The sequence below is a fragment of the Niabella terrae genome (assembly GCF_054783135.1).
The window spans coordinates 14,483-37,180 of the sequence record NZ_BAAGRD010000038.1; the positions used below are offsets into that span (position 1 = coordinate 14,483).

A 22,698-nucleotide genomic window follows, 5' to 3' on the forward strand; every position below is an offset into this window, starting at 1 on the left:
ATAAGTTTCAGTTACTTTTTCATTGCCGTTCGGGTTCCAGCACTTTGCTCTTCAGTTCGCTGCTGAATTTAATGTCCACTTCAAAATTCATCGGCTGATAATAGTCAGCGATGATACTGCGGATCTTTTCCTTTGATTGTTCCATATAGGTTGTATTGGAAGCCATTTGCTCCCTGGATTGGGTATACAACTTATGCATTACCGTATTGTAAGCTTCTTCATTGGATGTTTCCAGAATCCCTTTTTTCGAGATCGCATCTGCCTTGTCCATCCGCAATTCATAACTCAGCATTTCAGGTTCGGGCAGTACAATATAAACCTTTTTGTTCTTTTCTTCTATATGAATGTTCTGTTGGGACAAATCGATTCCATATTTTGCAATAAAAGGAACGGTTATATTCAGGGTCCTTTCGTTAAAAAATTTCTTAAACGTATCCGAGAGGCTCCCGTCATTGGTAATATTCGTACTTTTAATACTGGTATTACCCCGAACCTCGAGTGATGACAGCTCAGCAATCTGCTGTATCAGCAGCTGGTTCATGGCAATACTGTCAATGGTTTTAGAGGCGGATTTTTTGCCCAGAAAATATGCAAGTAATCCCACAATAATTATGATGACAATGACAGAAAATGATGACAACCTGCTCTGCATGTTTCGCTATTGTTGCTCAAAGTTTAATGATTTAGATCGGTTTGCCAAAAGATTTGCAAAATCTATTTTGCTAAATTGCCCCAATATAGTAACTTGGCCCCCTATTTTCCCGAAATAAAATATTTGCTTAATGCCAGAATTTCAGATTAAAAAACAGCCCAAAAAATATGATGTGGTGATTGTCGGATCGGGCGCCGGCGGAGGCATGGCTGGTTATGTACTGGCAAATGCCGGTTTGAGCGTATGTATGCTTGAGGCGGGTCCGATGTACAACCCCCAGAAGGAGATCTTCCAGTTGAAAAAACCGTGGGAATCACCCCGTCGCGGCAGGTCTACCAAGTACCGGCCTTTTGGTGATTTTGACGCCTGCTACGGCGGTTGGGAACTTGAAGGCGAACCTTATACCCGGGCAGCCGGGACAGAATGGGAATGGTTTCGGGCAAGAATGCTTGGAGGCCGCACCAATCACTGGGGTCGGATTTCACTGCGATTTGGTCCCCGGGATTTTAAGGGTTACAGTCAGGATGGCGTCGGTATGGACTGGCCCATTGGTTATGAAGACATTAAGCCCTACTATGATAAAGTAGACCAGCTGATCGGCATCTTTGGATCGGTTGAAAACCTGCCCAACGAGCCCGATGGCATTTTCCTGCCCCCTCCGAAGCCCAGACTGCACGAACTATTTATAAAAAAAGGAGCGCAGAAATCGGGGGTACCGGTCATACCTTCCCGGTTGTCGATTTTGACCAAAAAGATCAATGATGATCGCGGCGCCTGCTTTTTCTGTGCCCAGTGCGGCCGGAACTGTAGTATGGCCAAGGCGGATTTCTCTTCTTCCAACGTGCTGATTCCGCCGGCTTTGAAAACCGGTAAACTGGATATTGTGGCGAACGCCATGGCCCGGGAAGTACTGACCGACACCAATGGAAAGGCCACCGCAGTCGCTTATATCAATAAAGACGATATGCTGGAATATCAGGTGGAAGGCCGGGTCGTCATCCTGGCTGCCAGCGCCTGTGAAACTGCCAGAATCCTGTTGAACTCAAAAAGTCAGCGCCATCCCAACGGCCTGGCCAACAGCAGCAATGTAGTAGGCAAATACCTCCAGGACAGCACCGGAGCCGCCATGGGCGGATACATACCTGAGCTGTTCGGTCGCAAACGGTATAATGAAGATGGTGTAGGCGGTATGCATGTGTATTCTCCCTGGTGGGGAGATGATAAGAAGCTCGATTTTCCACGTGGTTATCATATCGAATACTGGGGTGGCTTTGGTCAACCTGCCTACGGGTTTGGTATGGGCATCCAGTCTCTGAACGGGAAACATGCCGTCAATGGCAAAACCAAGGAAGCTGGTGGCTATGGGGCATCTCTCAAAGAAGACCAGCGCTTCTTCTACGGTGCCACAGTAGGCATGGCGGGACGTGGTGAAGCCATCGCTTACGAACATAATAAATGTGAAATAGATCCGAATGTGGTCGACAAATACGGCATTCCGGTACTGAAATTTGATGTACGCCCCAGCGAATATGAAGTCAAGCAGGCCCGCCATATGAAGGAGACATTCAAGGAAATCATGCATAATATGGGCGCCGTTATCACCTGGGGTGACGATGGTCCGGACAATAATTATGGCCTGGACAAACCCGGTTATATTATACATGAAGCGGGTACCGCAAGAATGGGAGACAATCCTAAAAATTCGGCGCTCAATAAATGGAGTCAGGCGCATGATTGCCAAAACCTGTTTTGTCTGGATGGCAGTCAGTTTACTTCACAGGCCAATAAGAATATCACCTGGACCATTCTGGCACTAAGCATGCGGGCCAGCGAGTATATTATTGATGAGATGAAAAAACAAAATCTGTAAGCAGAAATGGTCAAGCCGCTGGCGGTCCTTTCCCCTCGGCTTCCTTTCATAAAATAACTGATCATGAAACGTCGTGAATCCCTGAAATATATTGCCGCTACTGCCCTGGCTTCCGGGGCCATAGCTGCCGGCTGTAAGCCAGGCAAATCTGACAAGGAAACTGCTGAAGCACCGGCGAGCAAAGATATTCATCGCTATGCCGATGAGCAGGCGCATGAAGACACCGTAGCCAAAATGCCTGATTTTTTCACGGCACATGAAATGGCCACGATCACCATTCTTTGTGATATTATCCTGCCCAAAGATGATATAAGCGGTAGCGCCAGTGAAGCCGGCGTACCGGAATTTATTGCTTATACCGTAAAGGACCAGCCCTCCCTGCAAACACCACTCAGAGGCGGACTGCGTTGGCTGGATATGCAGACGGCAAAAAAGTTTAATAAAGCCTTCAAGGACTGCGATGAAAAACAGCGTATTGAGCTGGTGGATCTGATTGCCTATCCCGATCGTGCCAAGGGTAAACCCGAACTCACACAAGGCGTGGCTTTTTTCAATAAGATGCGCGATCTGACCTGCACCGGATTTTATACCTCAGAGATCGGTATTAAAGACCTGGGCTATGCAGGCAATCAGCCCAATCAGTGGAACGGGGTACCGGATGAAGTGCTCCAACAATACAATTTGGCCTATACGGATAAGGAGCTGAAAGAATGTCTCAGTTTTGACACACCTACGCCTCTGGCCGGCTCATAGTTTCTTTTCTGCCACTTGTTGCATGCGGGCAACTGTCAGCCCGGTTATTTTCGGATTTCAATAATATAATCGATATCCCGGATATGGAGATCTTCAGGTAATGTCAGGGCCCAACCCGCCTTCGTGGATTTCAGCGGGATCTTCTTCTGGTCATTCATTGATTTGGCCGACAACTTTTTCTCTTTAAACGGCAGGATGATGGGCCCATTGCGTACTGAATCGGTATGCAGTATATGCACATAATAGGCATCTTCGCCGGCCGTAACTACGCCCCAGGGCTGCGGCGGTATCAGGCCGCCTCTGGTTTGATAAACAGCGCGGCCGAAGCGATTCAGCCATTGGCCTACTGCCTGTAAAGTATCTTTAAACTCCTGCTGAATGTCGCCATTCGGCATTGGCCCGATATTGAGCAGCAGATTAGCATTGCGGCCCGCTGCGCCTACCAGATAGCGGATGATGGTAGCAGCACTCTTATAATTTTTGTCCCCCAGATTGAACCCCCAGGAATTGTTCATGGTTTCACAGGTTTCCAGCGGCAATGTGTTGGATGCCTGCTGAAAACTCAAACCCGATTTATTTTCTCCCGGCAGGTCTCTTTCAAACATCTGAAAATCCTCGCCCGAAAAAGGTGTCTGGTGATGATTGTTCCCAATCATGCATTCGGGCTGTAAACGGTGTATCAGCTCGTAGATCTCATCATACTTCCAGTCCAGCCGGGAGCGCAGGTCCTGATGCCCTTCGGCATTGGTCTGATCCCAGTGGCCATCAAACCAAATGGCACCGATTGGTCCATAGTTCGTGAGCAACTCTGTAAGCTGGGCTTTCATAAATTTCAGGTAACTGTTGTAATCCCCCTGACCCTTGCGTCCGCTGTTTTGGCCTGTACGGCCGGTACGCCAGGGATAATCTTCCCGGGTCCAGTCCAGCAAAGAGTAGTAAAGGTTCAACTGAATGCCCTGTTTCTGACATTCTGCCGCCAGCATTTTAAGGACGTCTTTCTTATAGGGCGTGTTGGTGACTTTCCAATCCGATTGCCGGGTATCCCAGTTACTAAAACCGTCATGATGCCGGGATACAAATGTGATGTATTTCATTCCGGCCGCCTTGGCCATTGACACCCAACCGGTCGGATCATAAGCCATGGGATAAAAGCAGTCCTTGAGATGCTGGTATTCATGGATCCGTAGTTTCCGGTTATTCATGACCCATTCCCCATCTCCGGGTATGCTAAACACGCCCCAGTGGATAAAGAGTCCGAATTTCATATCCTGAAAATTGCTGCGGGCCTTTAGCATTTCTTCGGTGGGCTGGTAGGATTTTTGGGCTGACAGTGAGAGCTGCGCCATCACCAGCCAAATCGCCAGATACAGATTTTTCATATCAATCGCTATTGAGGTTTAAATATAGGCATTTGAACCAGATTGCCCCGGACCTGCGACTTTTTTTAAAAACATTCAGCTTTTCTGTAGCGTAAGTCGGCTTTGGGAGTCCTGCTTCCAAACATAAATTTGTCATTTTCGTAAATCCCCGTCTCCCAAGATTCAATGTAGCCACTTCGATGGCACCGGAAACAATGTTACCCGCTCCAACTTTATGTAATACGCATAATCCATCCGATCAATAGCTCATTCATAATAACTTCATAAATGGTTCAGGCTACCCCGCTCGGAAGCTTTATTTTTGAGCTTTAAAGCGAAGGCACAGGTCAGCGGAGAGCTGGTAAAAAATTAATATCTAAATTGCGTTTAATGAATCGTCTATTTTTCCCAATATTGGCTTTTGTGCTGGGCGCCATCAGTGCCTGCAGTTCCAAAGTATCCCGATCAGAAGCAGACAATGGCTGGAAGTCTTTGTTTAATGGCAGGGACATCAATGACTGGATCGTCAAGATCCACCATCATGAAACGGATGACAATTTTGGCCGTACTTTTCGGGTAGAAGACGGCATGATAAAAGTGCGTTACGACGGTTATGATCATTTTAATGAACAGTACGGACACCTTTATTACAAGACACCTTACTCCCGCTACCACCTGAAACTGGAATACCGGTTCACCGGCGAATGGCGAAAGGATGCACCTTCCTATACCATCGAGAACAGCGGGGTAATGTACCATAGCCAAGACCCCCGTACCATGCCGAAAGAACAGGACTGGCCCATTTCCATAGAAATGCAGTTTCTGGCCGGGTTACCGGACGGAAAACCCCGGCCTACGGGTAATATGTGCTCCCCCGGAACCGAAATCGTTTATCAGGGCCACCTTTATAATGGTCACTGCCTGAACTCCAGCTCAAAGACCTATCCACCGGGCCAGTGGGTAAAGGCAGAGCTGATCGTACTGGAAGATTCACTGATTACCCATATTATTGAAGGAGATACCGTTTTACAATATTCCAGGCCGCAAATTGGCGGCGGGGTGGTCAACCGTTTTGATCCCAACCAGAAAAGGGATGGCCAGGCACTTAAAAGCGGCTATATTGCCCTTCAGAGTGAAGGGCAACCCATTGATTTTAGAAATATTATGATCAAGGACCTGAGTAAATAGTTCCTATCCGTAAAATATCCCGGTCATTAAACAAACAGATATATGAAACCATTGATTTTTGAAGTGCCGGCAGTCGAAGGGGAATCCGTGGTGGCTCAGGACGATCGGCTGCCCTATTTCTACAATGTATTTCATAAACATGAGCATATACAGATTACCGCCATACTATCCGGTGCCGGTGAACTGGTTACCCGCAGTGGCCCGATTCCGTTTGTGCCTAAACAGGTCTTTATAATCGGCAGTAACCAACCCCATTTTTTTAAATCCGAGGAAAAATACTTTAAAAAGGGCTCCAAACTTAAAGCCCATGCCATTCACCTGTATTTTAAATCTGAAATGATTCTGGCCAATTTCAACCTGCCGGAATTCGAAGAAGTGAAACGGCTGATCAACCGGATCGGTCCTGGCATGAAGGTCGACAGTCAGGCTTCGGCCGTTTTTATCGATCAGGTGAAACATATCTGTAAGTCCAGGGGTACCAGTCGTATCTTTCAATTGCTGGAACTGCTCCGTTGCTGCTTTTTCAATCTCGACCAATTCAGCTACCTGTCGAATACGGATAAGGATTCAGATCCCTATTTCTATAACAATAAGACCAGGATCAATGATATTTATGCTTACACCCTGGCGCATTTTGCCGACGATATCACGCTCAGCAGCATTGCAAGGGTGGCCAATCTGACCGTGCCGGCCATGTGCAAATATTTCAAGAAAAGCACCCGTAAGACCTATATGGAATTTCTGAAGGAAGTCCGGATTGATTTCGCCTGTAAGAAAATTATTCGGGGCGATTATAATACCATTGCAGAAATCGCTTACTCGGTGGGGTTTAAGAGTGCTATTACCTTTAACAGGGCTTTCAAAAGCCAGACCGGTAAAACACCAACGGAGTATCTGGCCGCCCATCGCAATAATATTGAGAAACCCCAGCAGCTGCCCACTGTCGACAAATACTTTGTGTTCCACTAGTTTTAAGTCCTCATTCTTTAGGTCAGGATGTCTTAATTTCGCCTGAGTGATCACACAGCAAACCATACAGGATATTCTGGCCCGTATCGATATAATCGACGTTATCGGATCTTTCGTAAAACTTAAGAAACGAGGCGCCAACTATCTGGGTAACTGTCCGTTCCACAATGAGAAGACACCCTCATTTACTGTGTCCCCTTCCAAGGAAATCTTCAAATGCTTCGGCTGCGGAAAAAGCGGCAATACCATTAGCTTTATTATGGAGCATGAGAAGTACAGTTATGTGGAAGCGCTGAAATGGCTGGCCGCCCGTTACCAGGTGGAAGTAGAAGAAACCTTCGCCAGTGAACAGCAGAAAGAACAATTTCAGACGGCGGACAGCCTGTATATCATCAACGGTTTTGCAGAGAAGTTCTTTGCTGAGACCCTGTTCAAGGACGATGAAGGCCGCGCCGTTGGCCTGAGCTATTTTAAGGAAAGGGGATTTCGCCAGGAAATCATCGAAAAATTTCGGCTGGGTTACAGTCCTGAATCCCGAACGGCATTTACGGATGCGGCTTTAAAAAACCAGTACAATAAGGAGCTCCTGATAAAATCGGGTCTGGTAGCGGAACGTAATGGACAATTGCAGGATAATTATCGCGGTCGGGTCATTTTTCCAATCCATAATAATAGTGGGAAAGTGATCGGTTTCGGGGCAAGAATACTGAAATCCAATGTCAAAGCCCCAAAGTACATTAATACGCCGGAAAATGAAATCTATGTAAAAAGCCGTATACTCTATGGCGCCTATTTTGCCAGAACCGCCATCGACAAGGCCGATGAATGCCTGTTGGTGGAAGGATATACCGATGTGGTTTCCCTTCATCAGGCAGGCATTGAAAATGTAGTAGCCAGTGGTGGCACTTCCCTCACAGTGGACCAACTGCGGCTGATCAAAAAATATACGAACAATCTTACCATCCTTTATGATGGTGATGGTGCCGGCGTCAAGGCGGCCCTGCGTGGTCTGGACCTGGCTTTGGAGGAGGGTTTAAATGTGAAACTGGTTTTGCTGCCGGATGGAGAAGATCCGGACAGTTACGTGAACAAGGTCGGAGCAGCGGCTTTTACCGATTTTGTTCAGCAGCATAAGAAAGATTTTATCCTATTCCAACTGGAGTTGTCCCTGCGCGACCTGAACAATGATCCGGTAAAAAAATCCGAACTGGTGAACCGGATTGCCGCTTCCATTGCCAGGATCAACAAGGCGGAAGATTTTACCCGCCAGCAGGATTATATCCGGGAATCCGCTTCCATACTAAAAATAGATGAAGCCGGGCTCCATACCCTAGTCAATAAATATATCCGGGACCGCATTGAACTCCAGGAGAAAAAACAAAACACACCGGCACATCCTGCAGCACCTGAGCTGCCGAGTTCTCTGGACGATGCCAGCTTCGAACTGCTATTTAAGGATCAATTGCAGGAAAAAGAGCTGGCCCGGATACTCCTGGAATATGGTGCACTGAACTGGGAAGATGGTCTTATGACGGCAGAATTTATTTTAAATGAGATCGATGAACTGGAACTGGAAGACCCAAAAGTATTTCAGCTAATTTCTACCATCAGAGCGCTTATTCAATCCAGACCCGAGGATTTTACCAAAAGACATTTTATCTATCATGATGATAAGGAACTAAGCAGTTTTGCGGTATCGCTGCTCCATTTTCCCTACGAGGAAAGTCCTGAATGGGTAAAGCGGTTTGGAGAGAACATGGGGTTTCAGCGAAGTTTATTTGAACAGCAGTTCGATGGTTTTATACGAACGATTTCTTCCGGAAATGAAGACGAACTGGACCGCTTCAAGCTGATGTCCGAGGATCGGACCAAAGACAAAGTACGGTCCGTACTACAGTACCTGAAACTCAAAAAAATACGGCGGCTGCTTTTGCGTAACCAGGAGGACATGGAAGCGGATAAGAAGTTCGAAAAGTTCAGGGAACTACATTTTATCCACAAATCCCTGAAAGACATGGAAAGGGATATCACTGCACAGCTGGGTATCGTTATCCTGGAATCCTGATTGCCTGAACTTATACTAGGGCCCGTTGCCCTCTAGAATCCAGGCCGACAGGGCTTCAATCTTATCCGTATTGATATACCCCACACCCATATCGGATAAGGTTTTCCAGGCATTGGGGTTATCAGGTGCATTCCAGAACCGTACCGGCCTGTGATAACGCCGAGCCAGGTCGATGGCTTTTTGAATTTTCAGGCTGTCTGACATCGGCAGCGGACCAACTCCCTTCCAGGAACTGAAAGTCTTGAAATTGGCGCTGAACAGTATAATTCTATTCAGGTTGCAACTGTCATAGTCCCCCTTTAAATTTCCATCGAACCAGATATAATCAGGATAATCACAGAACTGGTCTATCGGTGGCTGATTGCCGGTAATGACAATCCGCAATGTCGGACACTGACGCAGTGCCGGGAACCGCTGTAACTGTCTGATTAGCTCCTGAAGGGTACTGATGCCTTCAGTTTTGGGATCTATCAACAGGATCAGTTGTTGGGAACTGTCCGGATAAGCCCAACCCCTATTGTTGCGGATGCAAGAATCCAGTGGCCGGAGATACAGGTTTATCAGGTTGCGTTCAGGCCGGATGTCCTCCCGATTATGGGCCACTTTCAGGTCCCCTGCCTGCAGGTAGACATCCGCTTCTATCGAACCAAAACCATGTTGATAGGCCAGCTGAAAAGGCCGGGCCTGTTCATAATCATTATGAGAATGCGCATGACCACTGCTCCTTTCCTGGGCCGAAATTTCAGAACCGCATAACACCAGGAACAGCAGCCAGCAATTCCACCGTAAATACTTATGCATAGATAATCAGTTTCCGAAGAGAACGATACAGCAGGATCATTGCACCTGCATATCGTAGACGATTACTTTTTCCCATAAATGGCTGCAATTTTCAACAAACGCCTTATGTATGGGATGTACCTGATAGGCATTCTGGTCCTCTATATTGTCAAAAAATATAAGCTCAGATACCTGAAAACTATTGTCTACCACGTCCCTTTTTTCTGTGGGAGCAGGGGTGCCAATGAGTAATTTTTTGATCCCTGGTATTTTTTTAAGTGTGCGCAATCCTTCTATCAGCGCGTCGGCATCGGCACTGGACTGCGGATTTTTTAACCAGAAAAACACATGGTGAATGATCGATGAGGCTTTGGATGTACTAGGATCAGTCATTAATATCGTAGGCGCTACAGCAACCGCTGTAACATTTTTTAGAAACCGCCGCCGGGATTTGGGTGCAGCCATAAATAACTTTTATTTTATTTGTTAAAAGTCACAATTTACATTTTTTTACCCGTAAAACGGCTTCGGTTTATCGTACCCGTCATCGGCCTTGCAATTACACAGTCAGCTAATTATGCTACGATTACTGTAATATCATCAGGTCAACAGGCCTAATTAATCAATTCACTAAAAAGTCTTGGTCTCCATAAAATCAGTAACTTCTTCGCTATTTTCAGAAATGCCAACCACTTTAAAGATAAATACTTCGCTTTTGGGGAGGTAAAATGGACGCTGGTATGCATATATTATGTCAATGATTTTAAAATATTGATCCTGTAAACAGCTACGGAACTGTGGTTTAGGTAAGAGAAAGCCTTAATATGTGTAAAGATTAAATCCTGAGGCCCTGTCTCAAACACGCGTTTACACCAGATCTCCGCCCGTTATTGACATTCTGAACATTGTGATCCTGATACCGTAAAAATGAATAGTCGTAGTCTGGCAAACGGTCTGCCGGAATAAGAGAGAATGTAAAATTATTCACCTTTAAATTATATTCTAAAAGCGTTGTTTTATGGTTGGATGCAGTTATTTGTATTGTCATATGGGCGCTGGGATTGATGGTCATCTGCAACGGCACGGGTATTGGAAACCCAGTCCATATCTTGCTGGAAATAGCGATTATTGTCGTTTTCTACAATGTTATCTCGTAGTGCAAACCTTTTGAATAGCCTTGCCGAAGTTGTAAGGGAGGATTCCGATTTTATGTTACCTGCGACAGATTTAGGTATTGGACAGCTAGTGTCGATGCCATCATGGTTGCAAACGAAGTTTGTCAGGAATTTTAAAAAATAGTAAGCCTGCAAATGCGGTTGTGATAGGTATCAGTAGCCAGTAATATATTGTTAGTGACCGCCCATAATCCACCAATAACAGAGAAATTAAAAGGCGCTCCTGTACCGTTGGCAAATTTGCCAATTGTTTCTATAAAATCTTTGTCCTGGTATATAAGCCGAATCATATTGAAACTATCATTTTCACTTATGAAAATCGTACCGTTCGAGCTTACGGTAATTGCCTTGGGATGACTTAAACCCGATAAATGCTCCGGTGCGTTGCTTGCAATTGTAGTTACTAATCCCGTAGGCGTTATTTTTCTAACACTGTTATTGTAATAATCGGTTGTAAAAAGATTTCCTGCATCATCAATTGTAATACCCATTGGACGATTAAATCGGGCAGTAGTCCCCTGCCCATCCAGGCTTCCACTCTGCCCACCGGCAAAAGTTGTCACTTGTCCATCTGGAGTTATTTTTCTGATGGAATAATTATTATGATCAGCCACAAAAATGTTACCAGCAGCATCAATCGCCAGGTCTGTGAGGTCGTGAAATTTCGCTTCAGTGCCCCATGCGTCAGTAAATCCGATAGAGCCGCCTCCGGCGAATATTTGGGTACTAGCTGGTGGTTCAAAGCTGGTAATACACTGACTTATAAATTCGGTGATGTAAAGTTTACCATTGACTCCTGGTTTTACGGCAGTAGGGAGTCCGTAGTCTGTAATCGGACCTGATGGATTTTGCCAGGGTGCAAACCTTCCAGGTACCGTGGTCACCTGGCCGGTCGGGGTTATTTTTCTGACTTTAGAATTTGCATAGTCAGCTATATAAATGACACCTTCGCTATCTATAGATATCCCTTCAGGGTGATTAAATTTAGAGGTAGCCGCCGGACCATCGAGATACCCAGGATCACCGCCACCAGCTATTACTTCTACTATGCCGGTCCAATAATACAGCAGATTACTTCTACTGGTATCAGAATCTCCACCCACTGAAACGATTACCGGACCCGTTCCACAGGAGCGAGGCATGATAAATTTTAGCCGGGACCTATCAGCGGATACTACATTGGCTTTTATGCCATTCACCGTAACCATATTTTCTTCCGGAATAGAAGAAAATCCACTTCCCTGAATGTCTATCATGGAATCTGCAAAGGCGTAACCGCTAATCCAATCTATTCTTACTTTATGCTTTTGGGTAATTTTGAGTGTTTCGGGTTTTACGTTGGATGAGCTAAAAGTCACATCTACCTGCCTGGAGGAATTATCGAGCTGTCGTTCCGCAGATATGTAAAGTATAGTTTTGCCAATATTTCCAGAATCCTTGCTGAAATGTATCCAGTAGGAAATGTCGGACCGTATAATTTTCCATGGCTGAGTTGCTTCGATAACAATAGAATCTTCTCCGCCCATATCAGAGAATTCAATGGATAATTTATTGATATGGATAAAATGTTTTTCTTTCGAACTCGCGATATCTTTTTTACACGAGCCGGCCAAAACTAATGCCAATAATGATACGACGGAAATATAGCAGTGCAGTCGTCGGCGGTACATCAATTATTTTTTGAGTAGTAAAAGAATCAATTATTTTAATCAAAATTAAGGGTTTACTCTAAATTCAGGTGGCAGGATAGTCCGACGATTCCGAAAGTAAGAAATTCGAGTTGCTCATTGTGATGTCTGATTTTTAAGCATACATTGTCCTATGCCTGCAAATTTTTTTTTTACCCCGGCTAAAAAAATATTTTCAGCCCGAAAAATATTTTCAGTGCCCACTCCCTATTCCAATACCTACAATACTATTTATTAGCTTTGGAATCGTTGTGGCGGATTATTGCACTCCGGTCCCTAATTGTAGGAGGACCGTTTGTGAACCACTTGGAAAGTTCCGGCTTTAAGGCTGTAATTCTCATTCAATGTGTAGGACGCAGGCATACTCTCCTTTTCATGTACACTGGAGGTAGCATAGGCACATTAATGAGTGGACTTCCACCCTGCAAATCAAAGCCCAATGCGAACAGTGTAATTTAAATTTTATCATCGTAAACAGACTTAACTACTTTTCTTTATCAGCCGTATTCTGCTGTACCACGATCAGATCTTCCAGATCTACCTGCATCGGTAAAAGCCCGATTTTAACTACGGCACGTTTGCTGCCTTTCAATTCCAGAACAGAACCCACCTGATGGTTGCGCTTCATCTTTACCATATCACCCACTTTGATGGTCCCTCCTATTTCGCTGTACTGATTATTGATCTTTTTCTGCATTTTGCTGACCACTTTTTTCTCATTGCGGTTGAAGAGCAGGGCCTGTATCTGGCGAATCAGCTTTTGTTTGTCTTCTTCTTTTTTCCATTCGGTAGTAATCTGTTTGAGCTTGCGCTCCATATCTTTCAGGTAACTGATCCGCGATTCACTGATCCGGTTCTGTTCTTTCAATACGGCGACCTGCTGCTGATGGCGTTCGCGGTCCATCACCTGCTGCATCTCTCTTTGAAGTTGCTCATTTTCTTTAATAAGCTTTTTTAGCTCCCGGTCCTTGTCAGCAATATCCCGCAGGTCCTGTTCCGTCCGATTCAGCAGTTTGTCCAGTCGGTACTGATCGGCTTCGACCAGGGAGCGGGCTTTTTCAATCAGCTTTTTATCCAGACCGATCCGCTCCGCTATCGAAAAGGTATAGGAGCTGCCGGGTTTACCGGTAATCAGTTGATAAAGTGGCTGCAGCCGCTGTTCATCAAAAGCCATTGCCCCATTCAGGATGCCGGCAGTTCTGCCGGCCATGATTTTCAGGTTGAGGTAATGGGTGGTTACTATGCCGAAAGCGTGTTTGCGCAATAGTTCCAATAGAATCACTTCCGCGAAAGCGCCGCCCAGGTTTGGGTCACTGCCGCTGCCCAGCTCATCGATGAAGAAGAGGGTCTTGCCTCCCGCCTGTTCCATGAAATATTTCATATGAATCAGGTGGCTGCTGTAGGTACTCAGTTCAAATTCCAGGCTCTGGGTATCGCCGATATGGATCATCAGCTGTTTGAAAATCCCAAATTCACTTGAGGGATGTACCGGTACCAGTAGCCCGCTCTGTAACATCATTTGCAACAGACCGATGGTTTTCATCGTGACGGTTTTCCCGCCCGCATTCGGGCCGCTGATGACCAGGATACGCTGATCATCATTCAGCTGAAGGTTGACCGGAACGGTGGTTTTGCCACTGTTTTGATTGTATAGATACAGCAGCGGATGACGGGCATCTACCAGGTGCACCATCGCTTTGTCGTGTACCACCGGATATTCACCCTGAATGTCCAGGGCCAGCCTTGCTTTGGCACGTATGAAATCATAGGTTCCCGTGACTTCATAATAGGCCTTAAGTTCGGTCTGATATGCTGCCAGTTTAGCGGTCAGCTGTCGCAGTATCCGGTAGACTTCCTTCCCTTCCTGGTGTTCCAGATCTTGGATCTCATTGTTAAGATACATGGTCTCCTCAGGTTCAATAAAGGCAGTCTTCCGGCTGTCGCTTTCCCCGTGAAGCACGCCTTTCACCGCACGCTTCTGTTCGGCATAAACAGCTACGACCCGGCGGCCGTTCATAAAACTTTCCTCGATTTCCGCCAGATATCCCTGTTTGTTAAGTTTAGAAATGATACGGTCAAAGACCCGCCTTAGTTCATTTCTTTTTCGGTACAGTTGCTGCCGTAGTTCCCTCAGGGCATCTGATGCATGATCCATTACCTGCCCCTGAGGGTCTACCACTTCATCGATCAGGGCAATGATGGCTTTTTCATACCGGGTCGGTTCGATTACTTCCAACAATCCCGGATAGGCCTGGCGTCGCTCATCATTGAACCAACGGAAGATCTTTTCCATACTTTCCGCCAGTTTGCGCAGCTGCAGCAATTGCTCCGGTTGCAATACAGCTCCCGGGATACCCAGTAATTGCAGTTCTTTGGAAAGATTTAATATGGTGTCATTGGGAAAATAAATGCCATGTTGCATCAATTGTTTGAACTCATGGGATTGGCGTAAATGCGACTCCACAAAACTTTTTTGGGTATGAATCCGCAGGTTGCGCGCCTGTTCTGTCGCCAGGTTTCCCTGGCAGCGGGCAACAAGTAATTCCTTTATTTTATCAAATTCCAGCTGTAACGCGGCTGATTCCGGATATAATTTCATGCTTTATATGCTCCATTTTCTTATTCAGCGCCCCCAATCCGTCAAACACAAGCTATCCTTCTGATACCTCCGGGTGGGCTTTGGGACACTGAACCTGCAAAAGTAAAAAACAATCCTGCAATTTTACCCTGCGGCCTTTCTTTCTCTATAGGACTTTATGTGTTCAAACTTTTTAAGTCCTGTTTTTGTTATTCTAGTGTAAATTTGAATCAATCTCATTATTTTGAAACTTTTTATTCCCATAACCCTACTGATATGCTGTTTTTTGCCGGCCTGTGCCCAAAATTCAGCGAGTAACCCCAAGCCGGTCAGTTTTAAAAAACCTCAAAAATCTACTATGTCTACCGATCATAAACAGGATACAGCCACTTTTGCCAATGGATGCTTCTGGTGCACTGAAGCCATCTTTCAGGAATTGAAAGGTGTGACCGCGGTTACCAGCGGTTATACAGACGGCAATACGCCGGAGCCTACCTATGAAGAGGTCTGCACGGGTAATACCGGATATGCCGAAGCACTGAGAATTGTATACGACCCATCGGTGATTTCATTCGATGAGCTCCTGGAAGTATTCTGGAAAACCCATGATCCCACTACCCTGAATCGTCAGGGCAATGATGTTGGCACACAGTACCGCAGTGGTGTCTATTACCATAACGAGGAACAAAAAGAAAAAGCGGAGTATTATAAGACGGCCCTGGATAAAAGCGGCGCTTTTAATCATCCAATAGTAACCGAAATCAAGCCTTTCCGTAATTTCTTCAGCGCCGAGGCCTATCATCAGAGCTATTTCAATAACAACGAACAGAAGAATCCTTACTGTAAAATCGTCATTCGTCCCAAAGTCGACAAATTCAGGCTGGCCTTCAAGGACAAACTCAAAACACCCTGAGTTCTCACTTCCAGCCGCCGCGTTTCGACCGTATGGGATAAAGGCCGTATCTTGCACGCCGTTTAACAATGAAGCAAGACGATGTTGGATTTAAAAAACTTTGATCAGAATTCTGTCAGCAACCCTGAAAACAATATATTCGGACTGCCCAGTACAGAAGAGAATGCAGAACTGATCATTTTACCCGTTCCCTGGGAAGTTACCGTGAGTTATGGGGCAGGTACTGCCCGGGCCCCCGAAGCCATTTTCAGAGCCAGTTTACAGGTTGACCTCTATGATCCCCAGGTACCAGATGCCTGGAAGCACGGGTTTTATATGCCTCCGGTCGATAAAAAGATTCTACTGAAAAGTGATTATCTGCGCAAGGAAGCCGAACTCTATATCGATTATATTTCCAGGGGTGAAATACTGGAAGCCAATCAGTTCATGTGTAAATCCATCCGGGAAGTCAATGAAGGCAGCGAAATGCTGAACGAATGGGTCTACCGGCAGGCAGCGGATTATCTCGACCAGAATAAACTGGTAGGGCTGCTGGGCGGCGACCACAGTACCCCCTATGGGCTCTATAAAGCCCTTGCTGAGAGACATGAGCAGTTCGGTATATTGCAAATTGATGCCCACTGTGATCTGAAAAAAGACTACGAAGGCTTCAAACATTCCCACGCCAGCATTATGTACAATACCCTGAACGATTTTCCGCAGGTGCAAAACATCCTGCAGGTAGGCGTCCGGGATTTGAGCAGTGATGAATGGGATTATATCCGCAACAGTGATTATCGCGTTATCACTTATTTTGATCAGGAAATCAAGGAACGCCAGTATGGCGGAGACCATTTCCAGCATATCGTTCAGGAAATCGTCGGCAAACTGCCACATAAAGTTCATATCAGTTTCGATATTGACGGACTGGATCCCAAGCTTTGCCCGGATACGGGTACACCGGTGCCCGGCGGATTTGAGCTCGACCGGATGTTTTATCTGTTCCATGAGATCCTGAAATCCGGTCGCCAGATCATCGGATTTGATTTGGTGGAAGTAGGGACCGGCGATACAGAATGGAACGCCAATGTGGGCGCCAGGGCATTATTCAAATTGTGCAGCGTGCTGATTAACAGCAATAAAAGGCAGATAGCTTAATATTTACTACAATTATTTCATTTGAAGGAATATTCATTTCTGATTCCCAATCGAAAAAGGTTCAGTTACCAGGTTTTGGCCTACGGCATCCTGATACTGAACGGACTCGCCTATTTCTTCTATGGATTACGGGAAAAGGGCCATTATGGCTACCTGGTACTATTAGGGGTATTGCTGATCGCTATCGCCTTTAATTACTACCAGTACAAAAAGACCCGACAACATAGTTCGGTAGCTGTCTGGCTGATCCTGCCTGCCATTTTATGGGGTAGCGCGGGCGAACTGCTGCCAGCCGCATTGAATATCCTATTCTGGGCATTGTATCGGATATCGGTCCGTCCCTTAAGACTGACGGTGGATGGAGAAGGAATCCGATATCCATCCTTTCCTCAGAGACACTATCCCTGGCCTGCCGTCCGGCATATCCTACTCAAAGATGATATTCTGACCCTGGAACTGGCCAGTAACAAAATTTACCAGCATTTGGTCACCGAGGATGTTACTGCCGTAAATGAACAGGAATTTAACGATTTTTGCAGTCAACTATTAAAGGTATGAGTCTAAAGCAATCTCCTTATATCCTGTATTCCGACGGAAATGGAAATATTTTCGAGGACACCAGTCTGTACGTGACCGGCCGTACCGGGTGGGATGCCGTCCCCATACCTGCGGAGGAATGGATCCCCTTACCCGATGGAGGGTCCCTTTATGAACTACCCGGAAGAAGGGGCATTGGTATCGATGTCATCACCGGTGAAATGCGGATCTGTGAAAAAGGCTGGGCCGTTGCTGCTTTTATTCCACCTGCCCACACCGGTTTTTACCTGGCGGCCTATGAAACACAGCCGAAGGCGCCCATACTCCCCTTGTTCTGCTATACCGCTACCGGCTGGCTGGACGACCAATTTTATGTACCTGCTGTCCGGATTGAAGCGGATATCCGTCAGGAATGTGAGGGTTTCGATGCTGACAAGGTATCCGGCGGTGTCGAGCAGCTGATGGCCGCCTATCCACATAACAGGCTGGTAAAGCATCTGGCGCAGAATTGTGCACTCACTTATCACTGCCCGGCCGCCCGCAACTATTTTATGGGTCGCTGGGAATGCCCGGTGCCCGCCTCCCCTGCCTGTAATGCCAATTGCGTGGGCTGTATCTCCCTGCAACCTGATGAAGAGCCGGTGGTTTCCAACCAGGAGCGTTTGAATTTCAAACCTTCGGTGGAAGAGATTGTAGAGTTTACCATACCCCATCTGGAGACCGCCCCCTATCCGCTGATCAGTTTTGGTCAGGGTTGTGAGGGCGAACCCCTGTTGATGTGGGAGACCCTTGAAAAATCCATAATTGAAATACGAAAGCATACCGACAAGGGCAGTATCAATATCAATACCAACGGCTCCAAACCGGATGCTGTGAGAAGACTATGCGAAGCCGGCCTGAACTCAATCCGGGTTAGTACCAACAGCGCCCGAAGACAGATTTATATGCCCTACTACCGGCCCAATAATTATGAATTTGAAGACATTATTGAAAGCCTGAAAGTGGTAAAAAGTTTCGGAGGCTGGACCTCCATCAATTATTTTGTTTTCCCCGGGATGACGGATAGTATCGAGGAATATGAAGCCCTGCGCCGCCTGATCCGGGATACCCATCTGGATATGATTCAGTGGCGCAATTTCAATATCGATCCCGACTGGTATCTGACCAAGATCGGTGTATCCGATGCGGGCGAATGTATGGGTGTCAAACAATTACAGGAAGCCATCCGGGAAGAGTTTCCAGACCTGAAATACGGTTACTATAACCCGCCCATGGAAAGAATCAATGGCGATTTCAATCTGGATTTTGCGCATATTGACTAAAATCACCCAGGGTCGGATTGAAACTGGCCAATGTGAACTCCTACCCACTGGCTAAAAGACCAATAGACTTCGTGCTTCACAGCAAATTGCGTATACCTTAAACGGATAGTAAATTTCTTCTTTTTTGCATGGATATAAGTAATTAAAAAACCTCCAAAAACTGTGGATTCCTATTTACCAAATAATGTACATCCTTAATTAATGTTTTCTGTGCATTTTTAGCTATTGGTAACACCTGACCTCACCAATCGTATAATTCAGAAAAAAGCCGACTCACTTGATGGAGCCGACTTTAATATTTTATTCGAGAACGATTCTTATCTTAAATCTACCACTTCCACACCTGGATACTTGGCTTTGTCAAAAGTAAAAACGGCATCGGATACTTCGACATCGGGTTTAAAATTGGAGATACTGTAAACATAATTATTTCCGCTTTTTTCCACGAATGTGGTACTGACAACATTCTTAGTCGCTTTGTCGATGGCCAGATATACCCGGGCAATGGCTTTGCTCGCATCCACAGGTTTCAGGATGATTTTATTAACCAGCCGACCGGCTACTTTTGTATCCTTGTCCAGTACATAACTGAAATTCTTATTGTAGAAATCCGTAAACAATTTCTGCGGGCTGATGGAATTATCACCTGCTTCCACATTGCTGACGGTTACTTCCTTGGCTTCCGGATTATAATTCCAAACGGTCTTACCATCGCTGATGATCTTCATGCCGCCAAGATCAATCGCATATTTATTTCCTTTCATCTGGACCATTCCTTTTTTTGTTGCAAGCACTTTTCCGGCCGCATTGGAAAGCTGGTAACCAAAATTGGCCACTGCGGTACTATAGGATTTAAACCGGGCGCTTACTTCGTCCAGCACGGCTTTCGCTTTGGGATCCCGGTATTGTGCAAAACTGATAAAGGCGGTTAGCATGATCAAGCCTGTCAATAACAACTTCTTCATAATCAATTATACTTTTTTCTTTTTTAAATAAATTCACCCTTTAGACGCCAATTTTTGTGCCTGAGTGTGCCCTTTAACATTTATTAACAAATAGCCCTGAAAAGGCGCTAAGAAAGCCGGCGTATTCCAACTACTGCCGCAATTGGTTAGCGGATCAAAAACCCAGTGTATCAAGGTGTTGCTGTAGTTCAGCTTCGGTTTTAATTAATACTTCCCGGGCCTTACTGCCCAGGTTTGGACCTACAATACCCGCCTGCTCCAACTGGTCCATTAGCCGGCCGGCACGATTATAACCCAGTTTCATCCGCCGTTGTAGCAGGGAGGTGGAACCGATCTGGTTGGCCACGATTACCCTGGCTGCTTCCTCAAAAAGTTTATCCCGGTCCCCCATATCCAGTTCACCGCTACTCAGTTCCTTCTCATCCACATATTCCGGCAGCAGGAAAGGCTCCGGATAACCTTCCTGAAACGCGATAAACTCGACGACTTTGTCCACTTCCGGTGTGTCTACAAAAGCACATTGCAGCCGGGCGATCTCTCCATTCAGACTGATCAGCATGTCCCCTTTTCCAATGAGCTGCTCGGCACCACCGGCATCCAGTATCGTACGGCTGTCGATTTTACTACTGACTTTAAAAGCGACCCGTGCCGGGAAATTGGCTTTGATCGTACCGGTAATGATATTAACCGAAGGACGTTGGGTGGCAATAATCAGGTGAATCCCTACCGCCCGTGCCAGCTGTGCCAGTCGGGCAATGGGCATTTCCACTTCCTTACCCGCCGTCATGATCAGATCAGCGAACTCATCCACTACCAACACGATAAAAGGCAGGAACTGATGTCCTTTTTCAGGATTCAGTTTACGGGCATTGAACTTGTTATTGTATTCCTTGATATTACGGCATCCGGCTTCCTTGAGCAGGTCATAGCGGTTGTCCATTTCGATACAAAGCGCGTTCAGGGTATTAATGACCTTGCGCGTATCGGTAATGATGGCATCCTCCTCATTGGGCAGTTTGGCCAGGAAATGTCTTTCTATATGGGAATAAATGCTCAGCTCCACCTTCTTGGGATCCACCATCACAAATTTCAGTTGTGAAGGATGCTTTTTATAGAGCAGCGATACCAGGATGGCATTAATCCCTACGGATTTACCCTGACCGGTAGCACCCGCCATCAACAGGTGGGGCATGGAAGCCAGGTCTACGATAAAGAGTTCGTTATCTATTTTTTTACCCAGTGCAATGGGCAGGGAATGCTGACTTTTCTGAAATTTCTCCGAAGCCAGCAGGGTCTTCATGCTGACAATGGATTTTTTGGCATTGGGAACTTCAATCCCAATGGTACCACGACCGGGAATGGGTGCGATGATCCGGATGCCCAGCGCCGAAAGACTCAATGCGATATCGTCCTCCAGGTTCTTGATCCGGGAAATCCGGACACCTGCTGCCGGAACGATTTCATACAGGGTAACCGTCGGTCCAATGGTGGCACTGATACGCTGGATTTCGATATCATAGTTACGCAGCGTGGTAATGATCTGATTTTTATTGTTCTCAAGCTCCACCGGGTCATGTTCTACCTTATCACTGCCATGAGATTCCAGCAGGTCCAGCGACGGATACTTATAATTGCGCAGGTCCAGGGTAGGCTCGTAGGCGCGGGTTTTTTCAGCCGGTTCAGCGGACTTGGCTTCCTGCTGCGACTGGGGCAGCGGTTCGGAATTGATCTCCAGTTTCAGGCCATCCGCCGATGTGGCCGCCTGTTTGCCTGCCGCTTTTTTTGCCGCTGTTTCCTGGGTCTCAAAATCGATCCGGGCCTCTGGTTTCAAAACAGTAATACGCTCAAAGCCTGCTTCCTCCTCTTTGGTACGGGCTGCCGCTTTTTCCACCAGATTAAACTCCTGAGGTTTCTGAACGGATTCATCAATCTCAAGCACCGCTGACGCAGACGCCGCTTCAGGTTCCTGTTGATCGATAAAATCATGTTGCGGCAAAGCTGCATTTGTAGCACCCGCCGATTCATCATCGGTGGCTGCTGCCGCAGGAGCAGCCATCCGGACCAGCTTCTTTGGAAAACTGAAAGCCGGGTTGAACTGCCAAACCAGATAGGCGATTACGATTAGCAGTAAAATAGCGGCCGTACCGATAAAGCCCAGAGAAGCCATCAGCCAGTCACTGATTACATTGCCAACGCCCCCACCCCAGCTAAACTCCTGATCACGCAGGACAAATGCGAGAATGGTCGCAACGACCAGCATGCCCAGGGTTACATACTTGAGATTGCGCCAGATGGAAAAAACCCGGCGCCGCCATAGCAGGTTAATGCCTACCACAAAAAAGAAAGTGCAGACCAGCATTGCAGCCACACCGAATAAGCGGTATATAAATAAATGCGCGGCCAGGGCACCGGTTTTGCCCATCAGGTTGCTGACCTTGGTGTCAAATTCACTCAGGATCACGGCACCACGGGAAGCCTGTACAAAATCCTGTCGCCAGGTATAGAAATAAGAAACAAAGGAGATGATCAGAAAGATCGAGATCAGCAAAAAGGCCAATCCCAGTATTTTAAAGGTACGTTCGTCTTTTGCAATTGCCTTTAAAGCAATTTTTTCCCCCTTTTCCAGTTTAAGATCGGTGATCGGCTTAGTTTTCCTGTCTGTTGATTTTTTGCTCGTCGATTTACGCTTAGTCGCCATGGCAACAAAGATAAATTTTAAGGTTGATATCTATCCTGCCGATCGGAGAT

The 22,698-nt window shown here is 46.3% G+C and carries 18 protein-coding genes; 10 read left to right on the forward strand and 8 right to left on the reverse strand.

The features are described 5' to 3' along the window. Positions 1-19: 19 nt before the first annotated feature. Positions 20-604, reverse strand: coding sequence for a DUF4230 domain-containing protein (locus tag ACYVI9_RS16260; RefSeq protein ID WP_460766611.1), 585 nt, complete (start codon positions 602-604; stop codon positions 20-22). Between the two features lie 178 nt (positions 605-782). Here ACYVI9_RS16260 and ACYVI9_RS16265 point away from each other — a divergent pair, with 178 nt between their 5' ends. Beyond that, positions 783-2,522 (forward strand): GMC oxidoreductase, encoded by a 1,740-nt coding sequence (locus ACYVI9_RS16265; protein WP_460766614.1) that lies wholly within the window; start codon positions 783-785, stop codon positions 2,520-2,522. Positions 2,523-2,585: 63 nt separating this feature from the next. Then, positions 2,586-3,275: a gluconate 2-dehydrogenase subunit 3 family protein gene (locus ACYVI9_RS16270; protein WP_460766616.1), complete on the forward strand. Its 690-nt coding sequence runs from the start codon at positions 2,586-2,588 to the stop codon at positions 3,273-3,275. 44 nt (positions 3,276-3,319) lie between these two features. Here ACYVI9_RS16270 and ACYVI9_RS16275 read toward each other — a convergent pair whose 3' ends face one another. Then, positions 3,320-4,654 (reverse strand): alpha-L-fucosidase, encoded by a 1,335-nt coding sequence (locus tag ACYVI9_RS16275; protein WP_460766619.1) that lies wholly within the window; start codon positions 4,652-4,654, stop codon positions 3,320-3,322. A gap of 369 nt (positions 4,655-5,023) precedes the next feature. Here ACYVI9_RS16275 and ACYVI9_RS16280 point away from each other — a divergent pair, with 369 nt between their 5' ends. From ACYVI9_RS16280 to dnaG, 3 genes are read left to right on the forward strand one after another with little or no spacing between them, the layout of a single operon-like run. Next, entirely contained in the window at positions 5,024-5,821 is a 798-nt protein-coding gene (locus tag ACYVI9_RS16280; protein WP_460766621.1) for a 3-keto-disaccharide hydrolase, read from the forward strand. Between the two features lie 42 nt (positions 5,822-5,863). Next, positions 5,864-6,790, forward strand: a complete 927-nt coding sequence (locus tag ACYVI9_RS16285; protein ID WP_460766624.1) for an AraC family transcriptional regulator — start codon at positions 5,864-5,866, stop codon at positions 6,788-6,790. A 46-nt stretch (positions 6,791-6,836) separates the two neighbouring features. After that, complete coding sequence (dnaG, locus tag ACYVI9_RS16290; protein WP_460766627.1) at positions 6,837-8,855, forward strand: DNA primase; 2,019 nt, start codon at positions 6,837-6,839, stop codon at positions 8,853-8,855. A gap of 15 nt (positions 8,856-8,870) precedes the next feature. Here dnaG and ACYVI9_RS16295 read toward each other — a convergent pair whose 3' ends face one another. Both ACYVI9_RS16295 and ACYVI9_RS16300 read right to left on the reverse strand, forming a co-directional pair. Further along, positions 8,871-9,656: a phosphatidylinositol-specific phospholipase C/glycerophosphodiester phosphodiesterase family protein gene (locus ACYVI9_RS16295; RefSeq protein ID WP_460766628.1), complete on the reverse strand. Its 786-nt coding sequence runs from the start codon at positions 9,654-9,656 to the stop codon at positions 8,871-8,873. A 36-nt stretch (positions 9,657-9,692) separates the two neighbouring features. Beyond that, positions 9,693-10,100 carry a Dabb family protein gene (locus ACYVI9_RS16300; protein WP_460766630.1) on the reverse strand — a complete coding sequence of 136 codons (408 nt, stop codon included), beginning with the start codon at positions 10,098-10,100 and terminating at the stop codon, positions 9,693-9,695. A 557-nt stretch (positions 10,101-10,657) separates the two neighbouring features. On the opposite strand from ACYVI9_RS16300, the gene ACYVI9_RS16305 reads away from it, so the two are divergent. Further along, positions 10,658-10,792: a lmo0937 family membrane protein gene (locus ACYVI9_RS16305; protein WP_460766633.1), complete on the forward strand. Its 135-nt coding sequence runs from the start codon at positions 10,658-10,660 to the stop codon at positions 10,790-10,792. Between the two features lie 131 nt (positions 10,793-10,923). On the opposite strand, the gene ACYVI9_RS16310 is transcribed toward ACYVI9_RS16305, so the two are convergent. Both ACYVI9_RS16310 and ACYVI9_RS16315 read right to left on the reverse strand, forming a co-directional pair. After that, positions 10,924-12,435: an IPT/TIG domain-containing protein gene (locus ACYVI9_RS16310; RefSeq protein WP_460766635.1), complete on the reverse strand. Its 1,512-nt coding sequence runs from the start codon at positions 12,433-12,435 to the stop codon at positions 10,924-10,926. A 547-nt stretch (positions 12,436-12,982) separates the two neighbouring features. After that, positions 12,983-15,097: an endonuclease MutS2 gene (locus ACYVI9_RS16315; RefSeq protein WP_460766638.1), complete on the reverse strand. Its 2,115-nt coding sequence runs from the start codon at positions 15,095-15,097 to the stop codon at positions 12,983-12,985. Between the two features lie 337 nt (positions 15,098-15,434). Between ACYVI9_RS16315 and msrA the strand changes: the two genes are divergently transcribed. The 4 genes from msrA (at position 15,435) to ACYVI9_RS16335 (ending at position 18,985) form a co-directional block, all read left to right on the forward strand. After that, positions 15,435-15,989, forward strand: coding sequence for a peptide-methionine (S)-S-oxide reductase MsrA (gene msrA / locus ACYVI9_RS16320; RefSeq protein ID WP_460766640.1), 555 nt, complete (start codon positions 15,435-15,437; stop codon positions 15,987-15,989). An 81-nt stretch (positions 15,990-16,070) separates the two neighbouring features. After that, positions 16,071-17,126, forward strand: a complete 1,056-nt coding sequence (locus tag ACYVI9_RS16325) for an agmatinase family protein (RefSeq protein WP_460766643.1) — start codon at positions 16,071-16,073, stop codon at positions 17,124-17,126. 21 nt (positions 17,127-17,147) lie between these two features. Further along, complete coding sequence (locus ACYVI9_RS16330) at positions 17,148-17,684, forward strand: hypothetical protein (protein WP_460766646.1); 537 nt, start codon at positions 17,148-17,150, stop codon at positions 17,682-17,684. Continuing rightward, on the forward strand, positions 17,681-18,985 hold the full coding sequence (locus tag ACYVI9_RS16335) for a radical SAM protein (RefSeq protein ID WP_460766648.1): 1,305 nt from the start codon (positions 17,681-17,683) through the stop codon (positions 18,983-18,985). Before ACYVI9_RS16330 ends, ACYVI9_RS16335 begins: the two co-directional genes overlap by 4 nt. A gap of 317 nt (positions 18,986-19,302) precedes the next feature. Here the strand turns inward: ACYVI9_RS16335 and ACYVI9_RS16340 are convergent, their stop codons facing one another. Beyond that, positions 19,303-19,950, reverse strand: coding sequence for a LolA family protein (locus tag ACYVI9_RS16340; RefSeq protein ID WP_460766651.1), 648 nt, complete (start codon positions 19,948-19,950; stop codon positions 19,303-19,305). Positions 19,951-20,104: 154 nt separating this feature from the next. Then, the gene (locus tag ACYVI9_RS16345; RefSeq protein WP_460766654.1) at positions 20,105-22,648 is read right to left on the reverse strand and encodes a DNA translocase FtsK; all 2,544 of its coding nucleotides are present in this window, start codon (positions 22,646-22,648) and stop codon (positions 20,105-20,107) included. Positions 22,649-22,698 lie beyond the last annotated feature (50 nt).